This window comes from Ferruginibacter sp. SUN106, from assembly GCF_050611765.1.
Classification (GTDB): Bacteria; Bacteroidota; Bacteroidia; order Chitinophagales; family Chitinophagaceae; genus Ferruginibacter.
On the sequence record NZ_JBODJC010000004.1, the window covers coordinates 205,256 to 228,372 of the forward strand.

16 protein-coding genes and 1 tRNA gene are annotated in these 23,117 nt (G+C 39.1%); 13 read left to right on the forward strand and 4 right to left on the reverse strand.

Annotation, left to right across the window (positions count from 1 at the left end):
- Positions 1–14: 14 nt before the first annotated feature.
- Both ACQ334_RS17015 and waaF read right to left on the reverse strand, forming a co-directional pair.
- Positions 15–584 (reverse strand): L-threonylcarbamoyladenylate synthase, encoded by a 570-nt coding sequence (locus ACQ334_RS17015; RefSeq protein WP_430989452.1) that lies wholly within the window; start codon positions 582–584, stop codon positions 15–17.
- Positions 584–1,588 carry a lipopolysaccharide heptosyltransferase II gene (gene waaF / locus ACQ334_RS17020; protein ID WP_430989453.1) on the reverse strand — a complete coding sequence of 335 codons (1,005 nt, stop codon included), beginning with the start codon at positions 1,586–1,588 and terminating at the stop codon, positions 584–586. The genes ACQ334_RS17015 and waaF overlap by 1 nt, the downstream gene beginning before the upstream one ends.
- 69 nt (positions 1,589–1,657) lie before the next feature.
- On the opposite strand from waaF, the gene ACQ334_RS17025 reads away from it, so the two are divergent.
- The 6 genes from ACQ334_RS17025 to ACQ334_RS17050 all read left to right on the forward strand — a co-directional run bounded on the left by ACQ334_RS17025 (position 1,658) and on the right by ACQ334_RS17050 (position 10,095).
- On the forward strand, positions 1,658–2,482 hold the full coding sequence (locus ACQ334_RS17025; protein WP_430989454.1) for a 2,3,4,5-tetrahydropyridine-2,6-dicarboxylate N-succinyltransferase: 825 nt from the start codon (positions 1,658–1,660) through the stop codon (positions 2,480–2,482).
- Between the two features lie 62 nt (positions 2,483–2,544).
- Entirely contained in the window at positions 2,545–3,468 is a 924-nt protein-coding gene (locus ACQ334_RS17030; RefSeq protein ID WP_430989455.1) for a DMT family transporter, read from the forward strand.
- A 159-nt stretch (positions 3,469–3,627) separates the two neighbouring features.
- A tRNA-Leu gene (locus ACQ334_RS17035) sits at positions 3,628–3,711 on the forward strand.
- Positions 3,712–4,387: 676 nt separating this feature from the next.
- Entirely contained in the window at positions 4,388–5,470 is a 1,083-nt protein-coding gene (locus ACQ334_RS17040; protein ID WP_430989456.1) for an efflux RND transporter periplasmic adaptor subunit, read from the forward strand.
- A gap of 27 nt (positions 5,471–5,497) precedes the next feature.
- Positions 5,498–8,665, forward strand: coding sequence for an efflux RND transporter permease subunit (locus ACQ334_RS17045; RefSeq protein ID WP_430989457.1), 3,168 nt, complete (start codon positions 5,498–5,500; stop codon positions 8,663–8,665).
- A 32-nt stretch (positions 8,666–8,697) separates the two neighbouring features.
- Entirely contained in the window at positions 8,698–10,095 is a 1,398-nt protein-coding gene (locus ACQ334_RS17050; RefSeq protein WP_430989458.1) for a TolC family protein, read from the forward strand.
- 193 nt (positions 10,096–10,288) lie between these two features.
- Here the strand turns inward: ACQ334_RS17050 and lpdA are convergent, their stop codons facing one another.
- Positions 10,289–11,677, reverse strand: a complete 1,389-nt coding sequence (lpdA, locus tag ACQ334_RS17055) for a dihydrolipoyl dehydrogenase (RefSeq protein WP_430989459.1) — start codon at positions 11,675–11,677, stop codon at positions 10,289–10,291.
- A 279-nt stretch (positions 11,678–11,956) separates the two neighbouring features.
- Here lpdA and ACQ334_RS17060 point away from each other — a divergent pair, with 279 nt between their 5' ends.
- Entirely contained in the window at positions 11,957–12,895 is a 939-nt protein-coding gene (locus tag ACQ334_RS17060) for a redoxin domain-containing protein (RefSeq protein WP_430989460.1), read from the forward strand.
- Positions 12,896–12,907: 12 nt separating this feature from the next.
- Here ACQ334_RS17060 and ACQ334_RS17065 read toward each other — a convergent pair whose 3' ends face one another.
- The gene (locus tag ACQ334_RS17065) at positions 12,908–14,530 is read right to left on the reverse strand and encodes a hypothetical protein (protein WP_430989461.1); all 1,623 of its coding nucleotides are present in this window, start codon (positions 14,528–14,530) and stop codon (positions 12,908–12,910) included.
- Positions 14,531–14,657: 127 nt separating this feature from the next.
- On the opposite strand from ACQ334_RS17065, the gene ACQ334_RS17070 reads away from it, so the two are divergent.
- The 6 genes from ACQ334_RS17070 (at position 14,658) to ilvB (ending at position 23,096) form a co-directional block, all read left to right on the forward strand.
- Entirely contained in the window at positions 14,658–15,830 is a 1,173-nt protein-coding gene (locus ACQ334_RS17070) for a 2-isopropylmalate synthase (RefSeq protein WP_430989462.1), read from the forward strand.
- A gap of 74 nt (positions 15,831–15,904) precedes the next feature.
- The gene (gene leuC, locus ACQ334_RS17075; protein ID WP_430989463.1) at positions 15,905–17,308 is read left to right on the forward strand and encodes a 3-isopropylmalate dehydratase large subunit; all 1,404 of its coding nucleotides are present in this window, start codon (positions 15,905–15,907) and stop codon (positions 17,306–17,308) included.
- Between the two features lie 58 nt (positions 17,309–17,366).
- Complete coding sequence (gene leuD, locus ACQ334_RS17080; protein ID WP_430989464.1) at positions 17,367–17,954, forward strand: 3-isopropylmalate dehydratase small subunit; 588 nt, start codon at positions 17,367–17,369, stop codon at positions 17,952–17,954.
- Positions 17,955–17,960: 6 nt separating this feature from the next.
- A complete protein-coding gene (gene leuB, locus ACQ334_RS17085) occupies positions 17,961–19,082 on the forward strand; it encodes a 3-isopropylmalate dehydrogenase (RefSeq protein ID WP_430989465.1) in 1,122 nt (373 codons plus the stop codon).
- Positions 19,083–19,656: 574 nt separating this feature from the next.
- Complete coding sequence (ilvD, locus tag ACQ334_RS17090) at positions 19,657–21,336, forward strand: dihydroxy-acid dehydratase (RefSeq protein WP_430989466.1); 1,680 nt, start codon at positions 19,657–19,659, stop codon at positions 21,334–21,336.
- 11 nt (positions 21,337–21,347) lie between these two features.
- Positions 21,348–23,096, forward strand: a complete 1,749-nt coding sequence (gene ilvB / locus ACQ334_RS17095) for a biosynthetic-type acetolactate synthase large subunit (RefSeq protein WP_430989467.1) — start codon at positions 21,348–21,350, stop codon at positions 23,094–23,096.
- Positions 23,097–23,117: the final 21 nt, after the last annotated feature.

The following is a 23,117-nucleotide window of genomic DNA, read 5'->3' on the forward strand; positions in this document are numbered from 1 at the left end:
GCCTCCGGGATTTTTTATGAACGAATGATCTGTAAAGAACCATCAGCCTTCCATTTTACAATAGCAGAAGGGGTTGCAGGTGTTACATCATCCTGCCTGTACTGCACCATATAATCAACACCGCTTTGTATGGCTATATCAATATCTGCAAAAACAGTTGGCGGGGGATAGCCGGAAATATTTGCAGAAGTAGATACAATGGGTTTATTAAAAGTCCTGATCAGCTGTTTGCAAAAATCATCTTTCACAATTCTTATTGCAGCGCTGCCATCTTTTGCAATTACATTTTTTGCTAAACCTGTTGCACCTTCATAAATAACAGTGGTGGGTTTGTAAATGCCTTTTATGTAATCAAATATTTTTACATCAGGTTGGGTAATGTATTCTGTAATTGTTTTTTCATCAGCTACTAAAACCACCATACTTTTTTCATCAGCTCTTTGCTTTAATTCGTAAATTTTTGCTACAGCCTTTTCATTGGTGGCATCGCAGCCAATACCCCAGATAGTATCGGTAGGGTAGAGAATAAGGCCACCATTTTCTAAAACGGTAATGCACTCTCTTATATCGTTTGAAAACAGCATCAGTTATGCTTTTTATTTTTTAGTATAGTAATTACATTTTGTACGATCATGTTATCATCCAGCCTTAATAAACATTCCGGTGTGCCAAATACTTTGCAGGTATTACTCACACAAGGTTCGCAAGGTAATGCACCCAGGCGAATGATGGTTCGCCCGGGTTGATTGTAAGGTGCCGTATTGTTTTCGTTACCTGCACCAAACAAAACAATCGTATGTGTGCCCAATGCGTTTGCTACATGCGCAGGCCCGCTATCGGTGGTAAGCATTGTGGTACAGGAGCCAAGTAAAATAAGCAGTTCCTGTAAATTTGTTTTACCAGCCATATTGCTGATATTATTTTTGTCATCCAATGCATTAAATACTTCTTCAACAAATATTGCCTCTTTATTACTACCTACTAAAATAATTTTTGTATCAATATTTTTTCTCAGCAGATTAATAACACTCACTGCTTTTTCCTTCGGTAATCTTCTTGAACTGGCTTCAGAATTTATGTTTACAATCACTGCATTTTTTTGTGCACGGGCATTATTTTTTAATTCAACCGGTAGCACATTTATTTCCCTCTTTAAAAATTGTTGCAGCAGATCAATATACTCTTCAACCCTGTGTATATTCTTTTTCTTATGATAAGCATTGGTAAGTAATGCAGAACGCAATTCTTTTGTATAGCCTATTCTTTTTTTTGCACCAATAGCTAAGCCCATTACAGCAGAGGATAATGAATCGGGGAGGCAAAAGAAGATGTCGTATTTTTTTTGCTTTTGAATTTGCCTGCCAAATTTATAAGCACCGGTTAAACCACTATATTCTTCTTTATTAAAAATAAAACGCTGGCTATGCACAGGAAAATAATCTAATAAGAAATCGATTCCTTTTTTTGCAATTACATCAATTGTAGCATCGGGGTATTGATCATGCACTGCCTTTACAAAAGCAGTGCTCATTACCATATCTCCCAGCCAGTTGGGGAGGCGAATTAATATGTGTTGTACCTGTTTCAATATCAATTAAATATACACGGTTACAAAAATCAACTATTTTATTTATTATGTTTGCAAAAATTTTAAAAGATGAAAGACTTGATATTAGAAGCCTGGAGTAACAGGGAATTGTTGAAAAACGAGAAATATTCAGATGCCGTACGTTCAGTTATTGAAGAAGTGGATAAGGGACGGTTAAGAACTGCATCTCCAATTGACCCTTCGACTGACGCTCAGGGTGGCTGGCAGGTAAATGAATGGGTAAAACAGGCGATACTAATGTATTTTGGTATTCAGCAGATGCATACCTACACATTACCTCCATTTGAGTTTTATGATAAAATGAAATTGAAAAGCGATTACGCCTCATTAGGCGTACGTGCAGTGCCACATGCAGTAGCAAGGTATGGGGCTTACCTGGCTAAGAACGTTGTACTGATGCCCAGCTACGTAAACATAGGTGCTTATGTGGATGAAGGCACGATGGTGGATACCTGGGCTACAGTAGGCAGCTGTGCACAGATTGGCAAGGGCGTGCATTTGAGCGGCGGTGTGGGTATTGGTGGCGTATTGGAGCCATTACAGGCAAGCCCGGTAATTATTGAAGATGGCTGTTTTATAGGAAGCCGTTGTATTGTGGTGGAAGGTGTGATTGTTGAAAAAGAAGCGGTATTAGGCGCCAATGTGGTGTTAACACAATCTACAAAGATCATTGATGTGAGCGGGGCAGAGCCGATAGAAATGAAGGGAAGGGTGCCTGCAAGAAGTGTGGTGATACCGGGTAGTTATACCAAAAAATTTCCTGCGGGTGAATATGGAGTTGGTTGTGCATTGATCATTGGTCAGCGTAAAGCCAGCACCGATTTAAAAACCAGTTTGAACGATGCGTTGAGGGATTTTAATGTAAGTGCTTAGGAGTTAGTTAAAACAATATTTTTTATTAACCCCGGAAGTAATGCCGGGGTTTTATTTTTTTCATGAATAAAGAAGCTAAAATAAAAATTTCTCTTGCAGGATTTGTTGTCACCTTTATCGGTGCAATTTTATTTTCTACCAAAGCAGTAATTGTGAAAAAAGCTTTTGCAGATATAAAAGTAGATGCATTGAGTTTACTGGCGGTGAGGATGATTTGTGCTGTACCTTTTTATTTAGTCATCGCTTTTTATAAAACCAACCAGGGTGACAATAAAAAACTAACGCCTAAGCAATGGTGGTTTTTATTGGTGCTGGGATTATCAGGTTACTATATCAGCAGCTTTTTAGATTTTGTGGGCTTACAGTATATTTCTGCAGGACTGGAGCGATTGATCTTGTTTTTGTATCCCACCATTACCATGCTCATCACCACTTTGTTTTTTAAGCAAAAAGTTTCAACCATTCAAAGAATGGCGTTGCTGTTAACTTATTTTGGTACTGCCATTGCATTTTATGGCGAGCTGAAACTGGATACCGGTAATGCTAACTTTTATTACGGTAGCCTGCTCATTTTTTTATGTGCCATTACCTATGGTTTTTTTGTAGCCGGCAGCGGCCAGTTAATTCCGCAAATTGGCCCTGCAAAATTCACTGCTTATGCTATGACGGTGGCTGCATCGGCGGTACTGCTGCATTTTGTAATTAATGGCAATTTTACCGTGATAGAGTCGGGTAGTACTAAATTCTGGTTATATGGGATCTTACTGGCCATTGTAGCAACTGTTATTCCATCTTTTCTCATCTCCGCAGGGTTAAAAAAGATGGGTTCAAATAATGTAGCTATCGTTTCAAGCATTGGCCCGGTATCCACCATTATACAAGCCCATTTTATTTTAGGAGAGCAAATTTTTACCGCCCAGATCGTTGGAACCGTACTGGTAATTGCCGGGGTTGTTATGATTGGCTGGAAAAGAAATGAGATATAGTTTTTTGGAGAGCAATTTTAAATTACATTTGCAACCCGTAATAGTTAATTGGTGTACTGGTTAACTGGTTTACTGGGTAGTTCTTTAGTTTGCTGGCAGCTTTTCATTATGTAAGGCTTACCAATTAACTAATAAACAAATTAACCAATAAACGAAACCGCCCAGATGGCGAAATTGGTAGACGCACTGCCTTCAGGTGGCAGCGTTCGCAAGGATGTGCAGGTTCGAATCCTGTTCTGGGCACCCAAAAAAGAGAATGATGAAAAGTCATTCTCTTTTTTTATACAATAATTTTCCTGCCAGATTTCAACAGCATTGTAACTTTTACTTTCGATGCATGATGGCACACTCTGGCCACTTCAACAAAGCTGTTATTCAACTTACAAAAAAAGCCCAGCGAATAGCATGCATTGGAAAATGAATATAAAATTATAAGGAGAAAAATATTTTTCACTGCCTTTTTTTATTGCTTTTGGTAATGAAAATTAAAGCCGGTTATTATGTTGTAATAATTATTGATGGCGCCTCTTCATTGATCTGGATTTTTTTTGTTTGCAGATATGTGACATGTAGTGACAGAAATTTTTTACTTGTATTTATCCTGTAGCAGCCGCACTTTATTTTACAACTTCTGTTTTTTGGGCAAAGTAACTTTACGCTGAATGATAATTGTATGACCTGCTTTAAATTAAATTTTATGTCAATCTCCTGCACTAATTTCCATCAGAATAACCCGATTCTCTCTCTTGTAAAACAGATGTTAACGATAAAATTATAACATTCTCCAACATTACTTTTGCACAGTACATTAAGTTGAAATAACTGTTAGTAAAGAATTTCACCATTATTCCATAATAAAGCAGTTCGTCATTAATGAATGGAATGATGACTGTGTTGTTTAAAATTCACCTGAAAATCAATGAAGAGAATTGTATTGTTGATCAGCCTTTATACCCTCGCATATAATTCGGGGTGCACCACCAAAAAAAAGGAAACGGAAGAGCCCGGTAAGTATACCGTTACAAGCGCGTTAAGGGTTGATACTTCTTTCATTAAAGAGTATGTGTCACAGATACAATCCATCCGCAATGTGGAGATACGGGCACAGGAAAAAGGGTATTTGGAAAGTATAAATGTAGATGAGGGCAGGTATGTACATGCAGGGCAGGTACTTTTTAAAATTGTGCCTACTATGTACCAGGCTGAATATTTAAAAGCAGAGGCTGCTGTAAAAGGGGCAGAGCTGGAAATGCTGAATGCTAAAACACTTGCTGATAAGGATATCGTTTCAAAATCGGAACAAGCGATTGCACAAGCTAAACTGGATGAAGCAAAAGCTGATATGGCCCTTGCCAAACTACACTTGTCACTTACCGAGATCAAAGCTCCTTTTGATGGTGTGATCGACAGGATACCATTAAAACTGGGAAGTCTTATTGACGAAGGGGCATTACTAACAACACTGTCTGATAACAAGAGCGTATATGCTTATTTTAATGTGCCCGAAAAAGAATACCTCGACTACAAAGCACTGGGCGATACCAGTAATATGAAAAGCGTTTCTCTGCTACTGGCCAATAATGAAACACACAAATACAAAGGTGTGGTTGAAACAGTTGAAGGACAGTTTGATAATGAAACAGGGAATATTGCATTCAGGGCAAAATTTCCCAACACACAACTTTTACTCAAGCATGGTGAAACAGGTAAGGTGCAAATGACCATTCCTTTAAAGGATGCATTAGTGATACCACAAAAAGCCACGTATGAATTACAGGATAAAGTGTATGTATTTGTAGTGGATAAAAACAATGTGGTTAAATCCAGGAACATTACCATTAAAAACAGGCTATCCGACATATACGTTATTGATGGCGGTCTTTCAGAAGGGGATAAAATTTTATTGGAAGGCGTGCAGAATGTAAAAGATGATGATAAGATAGAGTACAAATATGTAGAACCTGCAGCCGTTATATCCAGCCTTCAATTGATCAAACAATAGATTATCCTAATCCTGTAAGCAAAAAAAATGTTTAATAAATTTATACACCGGCCCGTACTCTCCATCGTTATATCACTCATCATAACGCTGTTGGGTGTGGTGGCCCTGTTGCAATTACCGGTAACACAATTTCCTTCCATATCACCTCCTAAAGTAAATATCACTGCCGAGTATCCCGGTGCTAACGGAGAGTTGATGACCAAAGCCGTGATCATACCACTGGAGAGAGCCATCAATGGTACTCCCGGTGTTAAATACATTGCATCCGATGCAGGTAATGATGGCGAAGGCGACATACAGGTAGTGTTTAACTCCGGGGTTGACCCAAATATTGCCACTGTGAATATCCAGAACCGTGTGGCTTCTGTTATCAATAAATTACCACCCATTGTAGTAAGGGAAGGGGTGAAGATCACACGTGAGGAATCGAACATGCTGTTGTACCTTAACCTGTACACCAATGATCCGAAACTGGATGAAAAATTTCTCTTCAATTTTGCCGACATTAATTTGTTAGCAGAATTAAAAAGTGTGGATGGAGTAGGATTTGCTGATGTATTAGGCAACAGGGAATACGCCATGCGTATCTGGCTGAAGCCCGACCGCATGACGGCGTATAAGATATCTGCTGATGAAGTTTTAAAAGCTTTGGATGAGCAGAGTCTTGAAGCATCTCCCGGAAGAACAGGTGAAGCATCAGGTAAAAGATCGCAGAGCTTTGAATATATATTAAAATACCCCGGCCGTTTTACCACAAAAGAAGGATATGAAAATATAGTTTTAAGGGCAACCCCTGCGGGAGAAATGTTACGTATAAAAGACGTTGCAGATGTAGAATTTGGCAGTGGCTATTATGATATTTACTCCAAATTAAATGGCAAGGCCTCGGCTGCAATTGTTATTAAGCAATCGTATGGAAGTAATGCCAGCCAGGTAATTAAAAATGTTAAGGCAAAATTAGAAGAGATCAAAGCTAACTCGTTTCCCAAAGGAATGGACTATGAGATCAGTTATGATGTGTCTAAATTTTTAGATGCATCAATTGATAAAGTGATACACACATTGGTGGAAGCTTTTATACTGGTGGGTATCGTAGTGTTTTTATTTTTGGGCGACTGGCGCTCTACATTAATACCGGCTATCGCCGTGCCGGTATCTTTAATTGGTACTTTTCTTTTCATGCAATTCTTTGGCATTACTTTAAACCTTATTACACTTTTTGCATTGGTACTTGCCATTGGTATTGTGGTGGATAATGCTATTGTGGTGGTAGAGGCCGTGCATGCAAAAATGGAAGAGGAAAATCTGTCTCCCGCCAAAGCAACAGAAGCAGCTATGCACGAGATAAGCGGCGCTATCATTGCCATTACCCTGGTGATGGCGGCAGTATTTATACCGGTAGCATTTATGAGTGGCCCCGTAGGGATTTTTTACCGGCAGTTCTCTATTACCATGTCCACTTCAATTATTTTGTCGGGTTTAATAGCACTAACACTTACGCCTGCACTATGTGCCGCAATGCTTAAAAATACCCACGGAGCTCCTAAAAAGAAAACATGGTTGAACAGGGGGTTAACGGGCTTTAATAACTGGTTTGAAAGAATATTAGGAAAATATAAAAACGTACTTGGTGTTATTGTAAACAAAAGAGTGATCACTTTCCTGGCATTTGCAGGCTTTTGTGCAGGTACCTATTTTTTAAATACACAATTACCATCCGGGTTTATACCAAACGAAGACCAGGGCACATTTTATGCCATTGTGCAAACACCCGCAGGTTCTACGCTGGAGCGTACCGATGCGGTGGTGCACCAGTTGCAGGATATTGCAGCAAAAATTGATGGCGTAAAATCAGTTTCGTCTTTAGCCGGGTACGAAATACTTTCTGAAGGTACCGGTGCCAACGTGGGTACCTGCCTGGTTAATCTTAAAGACTGGAACGAAAGAAAACATTCGGTACAGGAAACCATTGCAGAGTTTGAAGAAAAGGCAAAAGATATAAAAGGGGCCACTATTGAGTTCTTTCCACCGCCTGCTGTGCCCGGTTATGGTGCTGCCGGTGGGTTTGAGTTGCGCTTATTGGATAAATCAGGTTCAGGCGATTTTAAATTGATGGAAAAAGTGAACAACGATTTTGTTGCTGCACTTAACAAAAGGTCCGAGCTTACTTCTGTATTCAGTTTTTACAGCGCCAGCTATCCGCAATACATGCTGATAGTAGATAATGATGCAGCACAGCAAAAGGGTGTTACCATTGATAATGCTATGAACACTTTATCCACTTTAGTGGGCAGTAACTACGAAACCAACTTCATACGTTTTGGCAGGCAATATAAAGTGATGGTACAGGCATTGCCTCAATACCGGGCATTGCCGGAAGATATCTTAAAGTTATTTGTAAAAAACGACAAGGGTGAAATGGTTCCTTATTTTGCTTTCATGCATATGGAAAAAGTATACGGACTGTCTGAAATTACACGCCATAATTTGTACAATTCTTCCGAGATAAGTGGTGGCCCGGCGCCTGGTTATAGCAGTGGTGCCGCCATTGCTGCCATTACAGAAGTGGCTAAAAAAACTTTACCCAGGGGTTTTGGGATTGATTGGGCAGGTATTTCAAAAGACGAAGTGGGGCAGGGTAACCAGGCTATTTATATATTTATAATTTGCCTTGCTTTCGTGTACCTGTTACTGGCAGCACAGTATGAAAGCTTTGTGTTACCGTTTCCCGTAATCCTTTCATTGCCTGCGGGTATTTTCGGGGCCTTTCTTTTATTAAAATTACTGGGGCTGGAAAATAACATTTATGCACAGGTGGCTATGGTAATGCTGATAGGTTTACTTGGCAAAAATGCCGTATTGATTGTTGAATTTGCAGTACAGCGGCACAGGTCAGGAAGTTCTGTAATGGAAGCTGCTATCCAGGGCTCGGCGGCACGTTTCCGGCCTATTTTAATGACCTCCTTTGCATTTATAGCAGGTCTTATACCGCTTGTATTTGCAAGTGGCCCGGGTGCTGTGGGCAACAGAACCATCGGCTCTGCAGCAGGCGGCGGTATGTTACTGGGTACACTGTTTGGTGTATTGCTGATACCCGGCTTGTATTATCTCTTTGCTAAAATTTCTGAAAAGAATCCCATTGTGGAAGATGAAGATGAAAATCCTTTAACCGAAGAAATAGATCATAACAGATGATGAATGTAACCAAAAATATTTTTATAACAGTAATGGCTAGCTGCATTTTTTATGCTGGCTGTAAAACGCCGGCATTGGTTCAATCTCCGCAGGTAAAAGCTGTGGCACCAACCTATGAAAACAACAGCGATACCAGTAATACTGCAGATATTAAATGGCAGGAGTTTTTTAAAGATAAATACCTGGTTAGCCTTATTGATACGGCCCTGAAAAATAACCAGGAGCTGTCTATCACCTTGCAGGAAATTGAAATTGCGAGAAATGAAATACGTAGCAGGCAGGGATTGCTATTGCCCAAAGTAGAAGCAGGCGGTGGCATAGGTATTGAAAAAGCAGCCCGGTACACCAGCCAGGGTGCAGGTGACGCTTCTACAGATATTACCCCTGGTAAGGAAGTACCGGAATGGCTGCCAGATTACCGCCTTGGTGCTTATGCTACGTGGGAGCTGGATGTGTGGAAGAAACTGCGTAACTCAAAAAAAGCTGCCCTTGACCGCTATCTTGCTACTGTGGAAGGCAGGAATTTTGTTATCACTAACCTGATTGCAGAAATCGCCAACGCTTATTATGAATTGCTGGCATTGGATAATCAACTGGATATTGTAAAACAAACGATCAAATTACAGCAAAGTGCGCTGGAAATTGTAAAAGTGCAAAAGCAGGCTGCAAGGGCAACAGAATTAGGGGTGAAAAAATTTGAAGCTGAGGTACTCGGCTCACAAAGCCTGGAATTTGATATTCAGCAAAAAATTACAGCAAAAGAAAATGAAATTAATTACCTGCTGGGTCGTTATCCGCAACCTGTTGCAAGAGATACCACAGGTTTTTTAAGCTTAACGCCTTCGCAGGTGGCAGCCGGTATTCCCTCTCAATTATTAAAGAACAGGCCCGATATAAAACAGGCAGAACTGGAATTAGCGGCAGCAAAGCTGGATGTAAATGTGGCGAGGGCAGAGTTTTATCCATCCTTTAATATTTCTGCAGGTGTGGGATTCCAGGCATTTACCCCCGGTTACCTTGTAAAATTTCCTGAGTCGCTGCTGGCTTCGCTTGTTGGCGATGTGGCAGGGCCACTGATTAATAAAAATGCGATCAAGGCAGAGTATTACAATGCTAATGCAAGACAGATACAGGCTGTGTATAATTATGAACGCACTATTCTGAATGCCTATATCGAAGTAGCTACTGAATTATCGAATTTAAAAAATCAGCAACAATTTTATACAGTAAAATCACAACAGGTAGATGCTCTTGTAAAATCTATTGATATATCAAATGACCTTTTTAAATCAGCAAGAGCCGATTACTTTGAAGTGCTGATGACGCAAAGAGATGCACTGGAGTCAAAATTAGAGTTGATAGAAACCAGGTTACACCAGTTTAATTCAGTTACTAATATTTACCGGGCCCTTGGCGGAGGATGGAAATAAGCTACTTTACAACAAATTACCTGCAGCTAAAGAAAATAACATTCATTGAAAACTAATGAGTTATTGATTTGAGGTATAAATACGGTATAAATTTTGTTATAAAGTTCTTCCTCTTCTCTTGTGCTTTGGGACCATAAAAAAGGGTTACAATTATTTGTAACCCTTTTCTTATATTTTTACCGGAGTATTAAAATTAAATATCGATCGCTTCTCCGTAAGCCGCTGCAGTAGCTTCTTTCAGGCCTTCACTCATAGTAGGGTGAGGGTGAATAGCGTTCAGTATTTCATGTGCAGTGGTTTCCAGTTTACGGGCTACAACTGCTTCTGCAATAATTTCGGTTACATTCATACCAATCATATGGCAACCTAAAAATTCGCCGTATTTAGCATCGTAAATAACTTTTACAAAACCATCGGTAGCACCTGCAGCAACCGCTTTACCGCTGGCGATGTATGGGAATTTACCTACTTTAATTTCGTATCCGGCTTCTTTAGCAGCTTTTTCTGTATAACCAACGCTGGCAATTTCAGGTGTACAATAAGTACAACCGGGAATGTTGTTGTAATCAATCGGTTCAGGATGATGGCCACTTAAATGTTCAGCTGCGTTTATACCTTCTTTGGTAGCAACATGAGCCAGCGCTTGTCCTGGTGTACAATCCCCAATAGCATAAATACCTTTTACATTAGTTTGCTGGTTAGCATCTACAATGATCTTTCCTTTTTCAGTTTTAATACCCAAAGTTTCCAGGCCAATATTTTCAATATTAGCTACAACACCTACAGCACTCAATAAAATATCTGCTTCTAAAATTACTTCACCTGCTGCAGTTTTTACTTTAGCTTTTACACCCTCGCCGCTGGTATCCACGCTCAACACTTCGCTGTTGGTCATGATGGTCATGCCCTGTTTTTTAAATTGCTTTTCCAGTTCTTTACTGATGTCTTCATCTTCAACAGGCACCAATCTTGGCATAAATTCCACCATGGTAACTTTTGTACCCATGCTGTTATAGAAATAAGCAAACTCACTTCCTATAGCACCACTTCCGCAAATGATCATGCTCTTAGGTTGCGTAGGCAAGCTCATCGCTTTACGGTATTCAATTATTTTTATTCCATCAATTGGTAAGCTGGGCAATGCTCTTGCACGGCCACCTGTAGCAACGATGATATTGGTAGCTTCTTCTACTTTTTTGCTGCCATCAGCTGCAGTAATTTCTAATTTACCCGGGGCTATCAGTTTACCAAAACCCATGATCACATCGATCTTGTTTTTCTTCATCAAAAACTGGATGCCTTTTGTCATTTTATCCGCTACACCACGGCTACGTGTAATAACACCACCAAAATCGGGAGAAGGGTCAACTATATTAATACCATAATCTTTTGAATGTTTAGCATATTCAAATACCTGGGCGCTTTTCAACAAGGCTTTGGTAGGAATACAGCCCCAGTTAAGGCAGATACCTCCAAGGCTTTCTTTTTCTACAATTGCTACTTTTTTACCTAACTGACTAGCCCTGATTGCTGCAGGATAACCGCCGGGACCGCTGCCCAACACTATTACGTCGTATGCCATATTGTTATTTTAGATTTTAGATTTGCGATTTTAGAATGCCGGTTGCTTTTGAAAGCAGAGCAAAATTAGTTTGAAATAGGGGATTAGCCAAAAGCTATTTGGGAGCCTTCAGCGAAGGCGTTTTTTTGCCACAGATTGCACAGATTACACAAATTTTCCTTTATTATCTGTGTAATCTGCGCAATCTGTGGCAACCCTTATGCGTAGCATAAATTTATTTAAGGCTTATTTTAACAGGAGGCGTAAACCCATTCCCGTTATTCTGTGTATTTTTAAAGCATGATTAAAAAGATCGCTTTTGTAATTGCCTTTTTTTGTTTTGTCTTCACTGCTGCCGCACAGCCAATCCCTAAATTAAAAATGGCGGATGTGGTACGGTCCTTCAGTACCAAATCAGACAGCATATTTGTCATTAACTTCTGGGCTACGTTTTGTAAACCTTGTGTGGGTGAAATTCCGGGCTTTATAAAAATTGCGGATAAATATAAAAAAGATAAAGTAAAGCTGTTGCTGGTAAGTTTAGACCTGCCTTCTTTTTATCCTAAACGTATTGCCACATTTGCAGCTAAAAATAATTTTACCACCAATATTGCCTGGCTCAACGAAACCGATGCTGATTATTTTTGCCCGATGATTGATACCGCCTGGAGCGGCGCTATTCCTGCAACAATAATGGTGAATACCAGAACCGGCTATAAGAAATTTTTTGAAGGAGAATTGAATGGAGAACAATTTGAAGCAGAGTTGAAGAAGGCGATAGGGGAGAATACAACATCAGTTACAAATCCGAAATTTTATATGCCAATGAATAATGCAAAGGTTTTGGAGTATGAAAATGAAAACCCGTTTGCGTATCATGGCAATGATGCAATGGTGACTTTCAGATCAAAAGACAGCACCGTTTTTGCAGTAACAGAAGGAAAGGTTTCAACTATTGCTACTATAGACGATATAAAAGTGGTAATTGTAGAAAAAGATAGCATGTTTTATACTTACTCTAATCTTAAATCAGTATTAGTAAAAAGAGGAGACAAGATTAAAGCTGATCAGATGATTGGTTATGCTGCATTTGATTTAGATAGTATAATGCCTACAGTAGATTTTTATATGAACGACCCAAAGAAATCAATTGCACTTTCCAAAAATAATTTTAAGCCACGTAAAAATAGTAATGGAGCTAAAGATCATTCCTTTGATCCGATGAAGGAGCCGGAATAGATACCGTTGATTTTACTTTCTTGTCAGATATTTCTTCTGCGTAACCTCCTGTACCGGCACATTATTAATTTTACTTTCCAGCCAGCTTATCACATCTAAATACATAAAGGCCCTTGTTTCAAAAGGCTTGTTTTCAAACTGCTTTAATTTATGCAGCAACTTTTCAAATTCAGGTTTGAATTTATCAGGCGGCAGGGTTAATGCCTTGCGTAAGAATTTAAACATCTCTTCTTCCACCACACTCAGGTTATGCATTTTGGCCATAAAGCGGTACACCGATTTGGCAAGGTATTCCAGCAATTGAAAATTGCCTAATTCATAGTGAGCGATCAGGTGGAGGAGGCGTGCATAACATTGCAGGTCGTTACGCAAATCAACTTTCCAGTTAATGATTTTATTCAGGTAATCTATGGAGGTTTCAAAATCGCCGGCACCAAAATACATACACGCAATTTTGTAATAGATCACTAAAATACGGTGCCGGTCAAGATAGATTTCGTATTCTTTCAGTTTTGCTTCTATACCTTCTATCAATAATAAACCTTCAGAAAATTTACCACTGATAAAATGTTTATTCAGCAGAGAAATAGTGTAATAAATAAAACACTGAATTAAATTATTCTGATTTTGTTGCACCGTTTTGCTGTTGGCAAATTTTTCAAACTCAATTAAAGTGTCGTTTAATTTTTGAAAATTGCCCAGGTTAAAATGAGCCCCCATCAGGTTGTGCATGCCTTTAATGTAATGGCCGCTTTCAATGGCAATCATGTAAGGTTCTTCTTCAAAAATATCCACCCATTTTTGCGTATAGCGATAATATTGTAAAAAATCCTGGCGTATAAAAGCCTTCCAGCAATAACATTGGTACAGGTATAATTTTTCGTAAAAACCATTAGGATGTTGCAGGTTTGCAGGCAGGTTATCGTTCAGAAAATTCTTCACCGCTTCCTCTTCTTCGTCATCTCTTGCAAAACCATTTTTAATGTACCAGCCATACAATTGCAAAGCCAGGTTACTCAATTTGGATACAGCAGACAAATGATCGTTTACTTCATCTGCTTCCCTGCTCAGTTCCTCAGCACGGTTCTTCAGGCTTCGGGTAATGTAAAGGCCTTCAATCTTCTTTTCAAAAAAAAGCGCCTGCTGTAAATAAGTGAGTTGATTATAGCTTTTTGCCTGCTCTTTCAGTTTGTCCAGTACTTTCAGGCTTTGATGATATAATCCCTTGTTGTACAAGATCCGGGCATAATCCATCTGTTCATGCAACTGGATATCGATATTATTTTCGTCATTGATCAGCCTCAGGCTTGAAAGAATTTGTTTATATAAATAGGCCTTAAGATTGGAAAGCTGCTGTTTTTTTATACCCTTATTTTTCTTCAGCAAGATAACTTCATCGTAAGCATCCATTTTGTCAAGAGCATCAAATAGTTGTACAATTTTCAGCTCTTCAGAAGCCGTGGTTCTGTTGATATATAGCTTAAAATTCCGTTTTTCGCTCTTGCCCAGCGATTTTATCAATTGGAATAAGGTATCTGTATGGCGGTTGGGCATCGTAATTGAAAATCTTTTAAAGTCAATACAGGTAAGGGTTTTAAGGAAAATAGGGGGGCTTATACAGCGTATTAAACCCATGCTTTTGATTTTATCCTTAGCTGCCTGTGTGGTAAATTTATGGCGAACTTGTTATTAAAGGAAACTAAACTTTCAATTTTAACGGGGAATCGAAACACAATTTCGAGGTACTTAAATCACTTTAGCTATGCCAGGCGACAAAATTCACATTTTTGACACAACATTAAGAGACGGCGAACAGGTGCCGGGCTGTAAATTAGTAAGCAGCGAAAAAATAGCCCTTGCACTGAAATTAGAAGAGTTGGGAGTGGATATTATTGAAGCTGGTTTTCCTATCAGCAGCCCGGGCGATTTTGCATCTGTTACTGAAATTTCTAAACTAATAACTAAAGCTACTGTTTGCGCTTTAAGCCGTGCAGTGCAAAAAGATATTGAAGCAGCAGGAGAGGCTATCAAATTTGCTAAACGTCCTAGGATCCATACCGGTATTGGTACTTCTGATTCTCATATCAAGGCAAAGTTCAATGCTACACAAGACGAAATTTTAGAAAGGGCGATACAAGCAGTAAAGTGGGCAAAAAAATATACCGACGATATTGAGTTTTATGCAGAAGATGCCGGAAGAACTGAAAATGGTTATTTAGCAAGAGTAATAGAAGCCGTGATTAAAGCTGGTGCAACTGTTGTTAATATTCCTGATACAACAGGTTATTGTTTACCACACCAGTACGGCGAAAAAATTGCTTACTTAATTAATAACGTTCCTAATATTGATAAAGCCATCATCAGTTGCCATTGTCATAATGATTTAGGATTAGCCACCGCCAACAGTATTGCAGGTGTTATTGCTGGTGCAAGACAAATTGAATGTACCATTAACGGATTGGGGGAAAGAGCAGGCAATACTTCATTGGAAGAAGTAGTGATGGTAATTAAACAACACAAAGAGTTAGGTTTACATACAGATATTAATGCAACCTTGTTAAACCCGATGAGCCGCTTGGTAAGCGACACCATGCGTATGCCGGTACAACCAAATAAAGCAATTGTTGGATCTAATGCTTTTTCTCATTCATCTGGTATTCACCAGGACGGGTTTTTAAAAGATACCAGCACTTATGAAATTATTGCTCCTGAAGAAGTGGGTGCTGATAGCTCAAAAATTGTACTAACGGCAAGAAGTGGCCGCAGTGCACTGGCACACCGTTTTCAAAAATTAAATTACCAGTTTGATAGAAATGATATTGATGTTTTATACGAACATTTTACTCAGTTAGCTGACAGTAAAAAGGAAGTTGACGATAACGATCTTGCTCATATGGCGCTGAGCCATCAACAAAAGACATTGGCTACGGCTTAATTCTTTCTCATGCGTTTTAGTTTAGTTTTAGTTTAGTGGTGGGGGATTGTCCCCCACTCTTTTAAAAAAAAGAAATGGCACAAACATTATTTGACAAAATCTGGAATACACACATCGTAAAAAATATCGAAGGCGGACCTTCTGTTTTATATATCGACAAACATTTTATTCATGAAGTAACCAGCCCGCAAGCCTTTACAGGACTGAATAAAAGAGGCATTAAAGTTTTTCGCCCCCAACAAACTATCGCTACTGCTGATCATAATGTGCCTACATTAAATCAGCATTTACCCATTAAAGAAGAATTAGGAAGATTACAAGTAGAAGCCCTGATAAAAAACTGCGCCGAACATGGCGTTGAATTGTATGGCCTTGGTCACCCTTTCCAGGGCATTGTGCATGTGATTGGCCCTGAGTTGGGAATTACGCAACCGGGTAACACGATTGTGTGCGGCGACTCACATACAAGTACACACGGTGCATTTGGTGCTATCGCATTTGGTATTGGTACCAGCGAAGTGGAAATGGTTTTATCAACACAATGTTTAATGCAGACAAAACCCAAATTAATGCGTATCAATATTGATGGCGCATTAAAAAATGGGGTTGTGTCTAAAGATATCGTGCTATATGTCCTTTCGAAGATTACTGCAAGTGGTGCTACTGGTTACGCTGTAGAGTTTGCCGGTAGTGCTATCCGCAGTTTAAGCATGGAAGCAAGAATGACCATTTGCAATATGAGTATTGAAATGGGGGCAAGGTGCGGTATGATCGCTCCTGATGAAACAACTTTCAGTTATATCAAAGGCAGAAAATTTGCACCGGCAGGAGCAGAATGGGATAAAAAATTAGCGTACTGGAAAACATTGTTTACCGATGCTGATGCAACATTTGATAAAGAGATCACTTTAGATGCAGCAGATATTACGCCGATGATCACTTATGGCACCAACCCGGGAATGGGCATTGGCGTAAATGAAAATATTCCAACACTGGCAGAAGTAAATGACAATGATAAATCCGGTTTGGAAAAATCTTTGGCCTATATGGGATTGCAGCAAGGCCATCCTATAAAAGGACAAAAAATTGATTATGTATTTATTGGTAGCTGTACTAATTCAAGAATAGAAGATTTGAGAATGGTGGCCAGCTTTGTAAAAGGAAAACATAAGGCAGATAATGTAGAAGTGTGGATCGTTCCTGGAAGTAAACAAGTAGAAAAACAGGCTATCGAAGAAGGTATTGATAAAGTTTTTGAAGCCGCAGGGTTTCAATTGCGTCAACCAGGTTGCTCTGCTTGTTTAGGAATGAATGAAGATAAAATTCCTGCAGGCAAATATTGCATCAGCACAAGCAACAGAAATTTTGAAGGCCGGCAAGGTGCAGGTGCAAGAACATTACTGGCAAGTCCTTTATCAGCTGCTGCAGCTGCGGTTACAGGTTTTGTATCAGACGTTAGAGAATTTCTTAACAATTAATATTAAAACATGAGTGTTGAGTGGTTTACTCACGACTCACAATTCACGACTCACGACAATGAAAGAAGGTTTCAAAAATATCACCAGCAGGTTTGTTCCACTACAAAACGAAAACGTAGATACGGATCAGATTATTCCTGCAAGGTTTTTAAAAGCTACTACCAAAGATGGTTTTGGCAAGAATTTATTTCGTGACTGGCGTTATGAAAATGATAACGAAGCAACGCCTAAAGCAGATTTTGTTTTAAACCAGGCACAATATAAAGGCGACATTTTAGTAGCAGGAAAAAATTTCGGTTGCGGTTCATCAAGAGAACATGCTGCATGGTCCATTGTGGATTATGGATTTAAAGTAGTGGTGAGCAGTTTCTTTGCAGATATTTTTAAGAACAATGCATTGAACAATGGCTTGTTGCCAATAACAGTATCGGAAGATTTTGTACAAAAAATATTTACACAAAATAATACGTCAACACTTTCTATCGACCTGGAAGCACAAACTATTACTATTGATGCAAACGGCGACAAAGAAAGTTTTGAGATCAATTCCTATAAAAAAACCTGCATGATCAATGGGTACGATGATATTGATTACCTGATCAACAGCATTGGTGAAATAGAAAATTTTGAAAAACAATCCGTATAATAATTTATGAGTCTTAAAAAAAATATTGCAGTAATTGAAGGCGACGGCATTGGGCCGGAAGTAACCAAACAATCAGTAAAAGTATTGAATGCTATTGCTGAACAATTTGGCCATGAGTTTGACTACAAATATTGTTTGTTAGGTGCAGATGCAATTGACAAAACAGGAACACCTTTACCGGAAGAAACTGTTGACATCTGCCTGGATAGCGATGCTATTTTGTTTGGCGCTATTGGTCATCCGAAGTACGATAACGATCCAACAGCAAAAGTAAGGCCTGAACAAGGTTTGCTGGGTATCAGAAAAGCATTGCAATTATTTGCAAATATTCGTCCTATCACTACGTATTCTTCTTTACATCATTTATCTCCGCTTAAAACTAAAAATATCGAAGGGGTGGATTTCATCATCTTCAGAGAATTAACCGGTGGTATTTATTTTGGTAAGAAAGAGATCAATGCAGAACAAACTATTGCCTCTGATGATTGTACTTATACCAAAGAAGAAATTGAAAGAGTAGCACATTTGGCATTTCAATCGGCACAGACAAGAAAGAAAAAATTAACGCTGGTTGATAAAGCAAATGTTTTGGAAACCTCCAGGCTTTGGAGAAAGGTAGTAAAAGATCTGGCAGCTCAATATCCTGATGTGGCTTTGGATTTTTTATTTGTTGATAATGCAGCGATGCAGATCATTTTAAATCCCAAACAATTTGATGTTATTCTTACAGAAAATATGTTTGGTGATATCATCAGCGATGAAGCCAGTGTGATCAGTGGTTCATTGGGTTTATTACCTTCTGCATCTGTTGGAAATAAAACAGCATTGTTCGAACCTATTCATGGTTCTTATCCTCAGGCCACCGGGAAAGATATTGCAAATCCTATTGGTTCTATTTTATCCGCAGCTATGTTGCTGGATTATTTTGAATTAAGAGAAGAAGCTGCCTTAGTAAGAGAAGCTGTTGAATGGACATTGACCAATCAATTTGTTACCAAAGATATTGAGCCCATCAATTTTTATTTCACTTCCACCATTGGAGAATTGATCAGCGACTATATCGGTAATAAAATTCCGGGCAGGTTAAATAAAGAAAATATTGAGTTGAGAAAATCAACGATTATATAAATAGGAAGGGGAGAAGTTACCAGCTTCAAGGGGGCAAACAGTAGCCGGTTGCAATAAGTTATCCCTTGTGGCTTTTTCCTTTACAGCTATTTTAAAAAGTTCTTTGGTTTTTATTTTTAGTATAGGTATATTTGTGTAATAACATTCCTTTATGTTGAGCATCAAATTAAATAATGTCATTACAAAAATCGCAGTAATTATTATTGTGATTGTCATTATTATACCTGCACTGCATGGAGGAGGAACAAGCTTATAAAATAAAAGTAAATATATATAGCGACCCGCCTCCAAAAAGGCGGGTTGTTTTTTTTTGACCTTACCCCAACCCCTCTTCTTGAGGATAGGGAACCGGAAGATTGAAGCGAAGACCGAAGCCAGGGTGGGTCACTCCTTAAAGAGTGGCTCACCCGGTGAAGAAAATAAAAGATGCTTTGAATTGAAAGTAAGCAAAAAATAAAAAATCTGTAATGTTCACCAATGGTATAACGTACAAGAGTGCGACGCCAATGAAGTTGAAAAGAGAAATATAGTTTGTTACAAAAGAAAAATAATTCGCCAAAGGCAATTCAATAAGATGGAATTAAATAAATATTCGAAAGTATTAACGCAAGATGAAACGCAGCCGGCTGCACAAGCCATGTTGTACGGCATTGGGTTAACAGAAGAGGATTTGAAAAAACCACAGGTAGGTGTTTGCAGTATGGGTTACGATGGTAACACCTGCAACATGCATTTGAATGACCTGGCCAAAACAGTAAAGCAAGGTGTTTGGGATGCTGACATGGTGGGATTGATCTTTAATACCATTGGCATTAGTGATGGTATCAGTAACGGAACTGACGGTATGCGTTACTCGCTGGTTAGCCGTGATTTGATTGCGGATAGTATTGAAGCCGTATGCGGCGGATTTTATTATGATGGATTGATCGCATTACCTGGTTGTGATAAAAATATGCCGGGTTCTGTTATGGCAATGGGAAGATTAAACCGTCCATCAATAATGGTATATGGGGGCACCATTGAACCGGGGCATTACAAAGGCGAAGAATTAAATATTATTTCGGCATTTGAAGCACTGGGAAAAAAACTGGCAGGATCTATAACGCCGGAAGATTTTAAAGAAGTAGTAAAACATAGTTGCCCCAGTGCAGGTGCATGTGGCGGTATGTATACCGCTAACACGATGGCCAGTGCTATTGAAGCTTTGGGAATGAGTTTACCTTATTCTTCCAGCAATCCTGCCTTGAGTGCTGATAAACAAAAGGAATGTTTAGATGCTGGTAAAGCAATAAAAATATTATTAGAAAAAGATATCAAGCCGAAAGATATTATGACGAAGAAAGCATTTGAAAATGCTATCGTTACTATTATGATATTCGGTGGTAGTACCAATGCGGTGTTGCATTTAATTGCTATGGCAAAAAGTGTGGACGTTGATTTAACGCAGGATGATTTTCAGCGGATCAGCAACAGCACACCGGTACTGGCAGATTTTAAACCCAGCGGAAAATACCTGATGCAGGAATTACACCAACATGGAGGTGTACCCGCTGTAATGAAATATTTGCTGAGTAAAGGATTGCTGCATGGAGATTGCCTCACAGTAACAGGAAAAACGGTAGCTGAAAACCTGGCAGCTATTGAACCGATAAACTTTGAAACACAAAAAATAATTTTCCCTTTAGAAACGCCGTTGAAAGCAACAGGTCATTTACAAATATTGTATGGTAACCTTGCCGAAAAAGGAAGTGTGGCAAAGATCAGTGGTAAAGAAGGCGAACGTTTTGAAGGACCGGCAAGAGTATTTGATGGAGAAAAAGATTTGGTGGCAGGCATTGCAAATGGGAGAGTGAAAAAAGGTGACGTAGTGGTAATAAAAAATGAAGGTCCGAAAGGAGCGCCGGGTATGCCCGAAATGTTGAAGCCAACTTCTGCCATTACTGGCGCCGGATTAGGAAAAGATGTAGCCTTAATTACTGACGGAAGATTTAGCGGCGGTTCTCATGGTTTTGTCGTCGGGCACATTACACCCGAAGCTTACGAAGGCGGATTAATAGGATTGGTAGAAGATAATGATATCATAGAATTAGATGCCACAAAAAACAGGATCAACCTTAAAGTAAGCGAAGCAGTTATTGCAGAGCGTAGAAAAAAATGGCAACAACCAGCTTTAAAAGTTACCAAAGGTGTTTTGTACAAATATGCTCAATGCGTAAAAGATGCAAGCCAGGGTTGTGTAACGGACGAAGCTTAAAATAAATTGTTATGGAAACATTGGAATTAATTAAAGAAAAAGTAGAGGCGAGAAAGAATACTACCATCTCCGGAGGGCAGGCTGTATTAGAAGCTTTTTTATATGAAGGAGTGGATACCATTTTTGGGTATCCCGGTGGTGCTATTATGCCCATCTATGATGCTTTGTATGATTATCATGATAAGCTGACGCACATATTGGTTCGTCACGAGCAGGGAGCCATACACGCTGCACAGGGTTTTGCAAGAGTGAGTGGCAGAACAGGTGTGGTATTTGCAACAAGTGGACCTGGTGCTACTAACCTTGTTACTGGTTTGGCAGATGCAATGATTGATAGCACGCCTTTGGTTTGCATTACCGGTCAGGTGTTTGCACATTTGTTAGGTACCGATGCCTTCCAGGAAACGGATGTGATCAATATTACAACACCAGTTACAAAATGGAATTACCAGGTAACAGATGCTACAGAAATTCCTGCAGTGCTGGCAAAGGCTTTTTATATAGCTGGTAGCGGAAGGCCAGGACCAGTGTTGATAGACATTACTAAAAATGCACAGTTACAATTATTTAATTACGAAGGTTATAAAAAATGTGATCATATCCGTAGTTACCGTCCTAAACCAATCGTACGTAAAACATATGTTGAGCAAGCAGCTGAATTAATTAATAAAGCAGAGAAGCCATTTGTGATCTTTGGCCAGGGAGTAATTTTAGGTAAAGCAGAAAAAGAATTTGCAGCCTTCATTGAAAAAACTGGTATTCCGAGTGCATGGACGATCATGGGTATGAGTGCAATACCAACTTATCATCCGCTTGCAGTGGGTATGTTAGGTATGCATGGTAATTATGGTCCTAATGTTTTAACTAATGAATGTGATGTGTTGATAGCAGTGGGAATGCGTTTTGATGACAGGGTTACAGGACGTTTGGATAAATATGCTAAGCAGGCAAAAGTTATTCATTTAGATATTGATCCTTCTGAAATTGATAAGAATGTAAAAACAACCGTGCCTGTATGGGGCGATTGTAAAGAAACATTACCCATGCTTACCGAATTGGTACAAGCAAAAACACATACGGCCTGGTTGAATAAATTTAAAGAGTATCAAAAAAAGGAAGAAGAAAAATGCATCAATGCAGAGTTGAATCCTGTTACAGATGAGTTGACGATGGGTGAAGTAATTAATTTGTTGAATGAATTAACGAAAGGAGATGCAGTGATTGTGACAGATGTGGGTCAACACCAGATGGTAGCTTGCCGTTATGCAAAATATAATCAGTCGAAAAGTAATATTACCAGTGGTGGTTTAGGTACAATGGGTTTTGCATTGCCTACAGCTATTGGTGCAAAATACGGAGCGCCTGAAAGAACTGTTGTTGCTATTGCAGGTGATGGTGGAATTCAAATGACCATCCAGGAACTGGGAACGATCATGCAGTTTAATGTAGATGTAAAAGTGTTGATATTGAATAACCAGTTTTTAGGAATGGTACGCCAGTGGCAACAATTATTTCACGAAAAAAGATATTCGTTTGTAAATATTACCAGCCCTGATTTTGTACAGGTAGCAAAGGGATATTATATCGACGGACAAAAAGTAAGCGAAAGAGCACAGTTGAAAGAAGCTTTGCAAACTATGCTTGATCATAAAGGAAGTTACTTATTAGAAGTAATGGTAGGTAAGGAAAATAATGTTTTCCCGATGGTACCGCAGGGAAGAGGCGTTTCGGAAATCGTTTTATCGAAAGATGAAATTTAATTGTTTTAAAAAAACAACAAC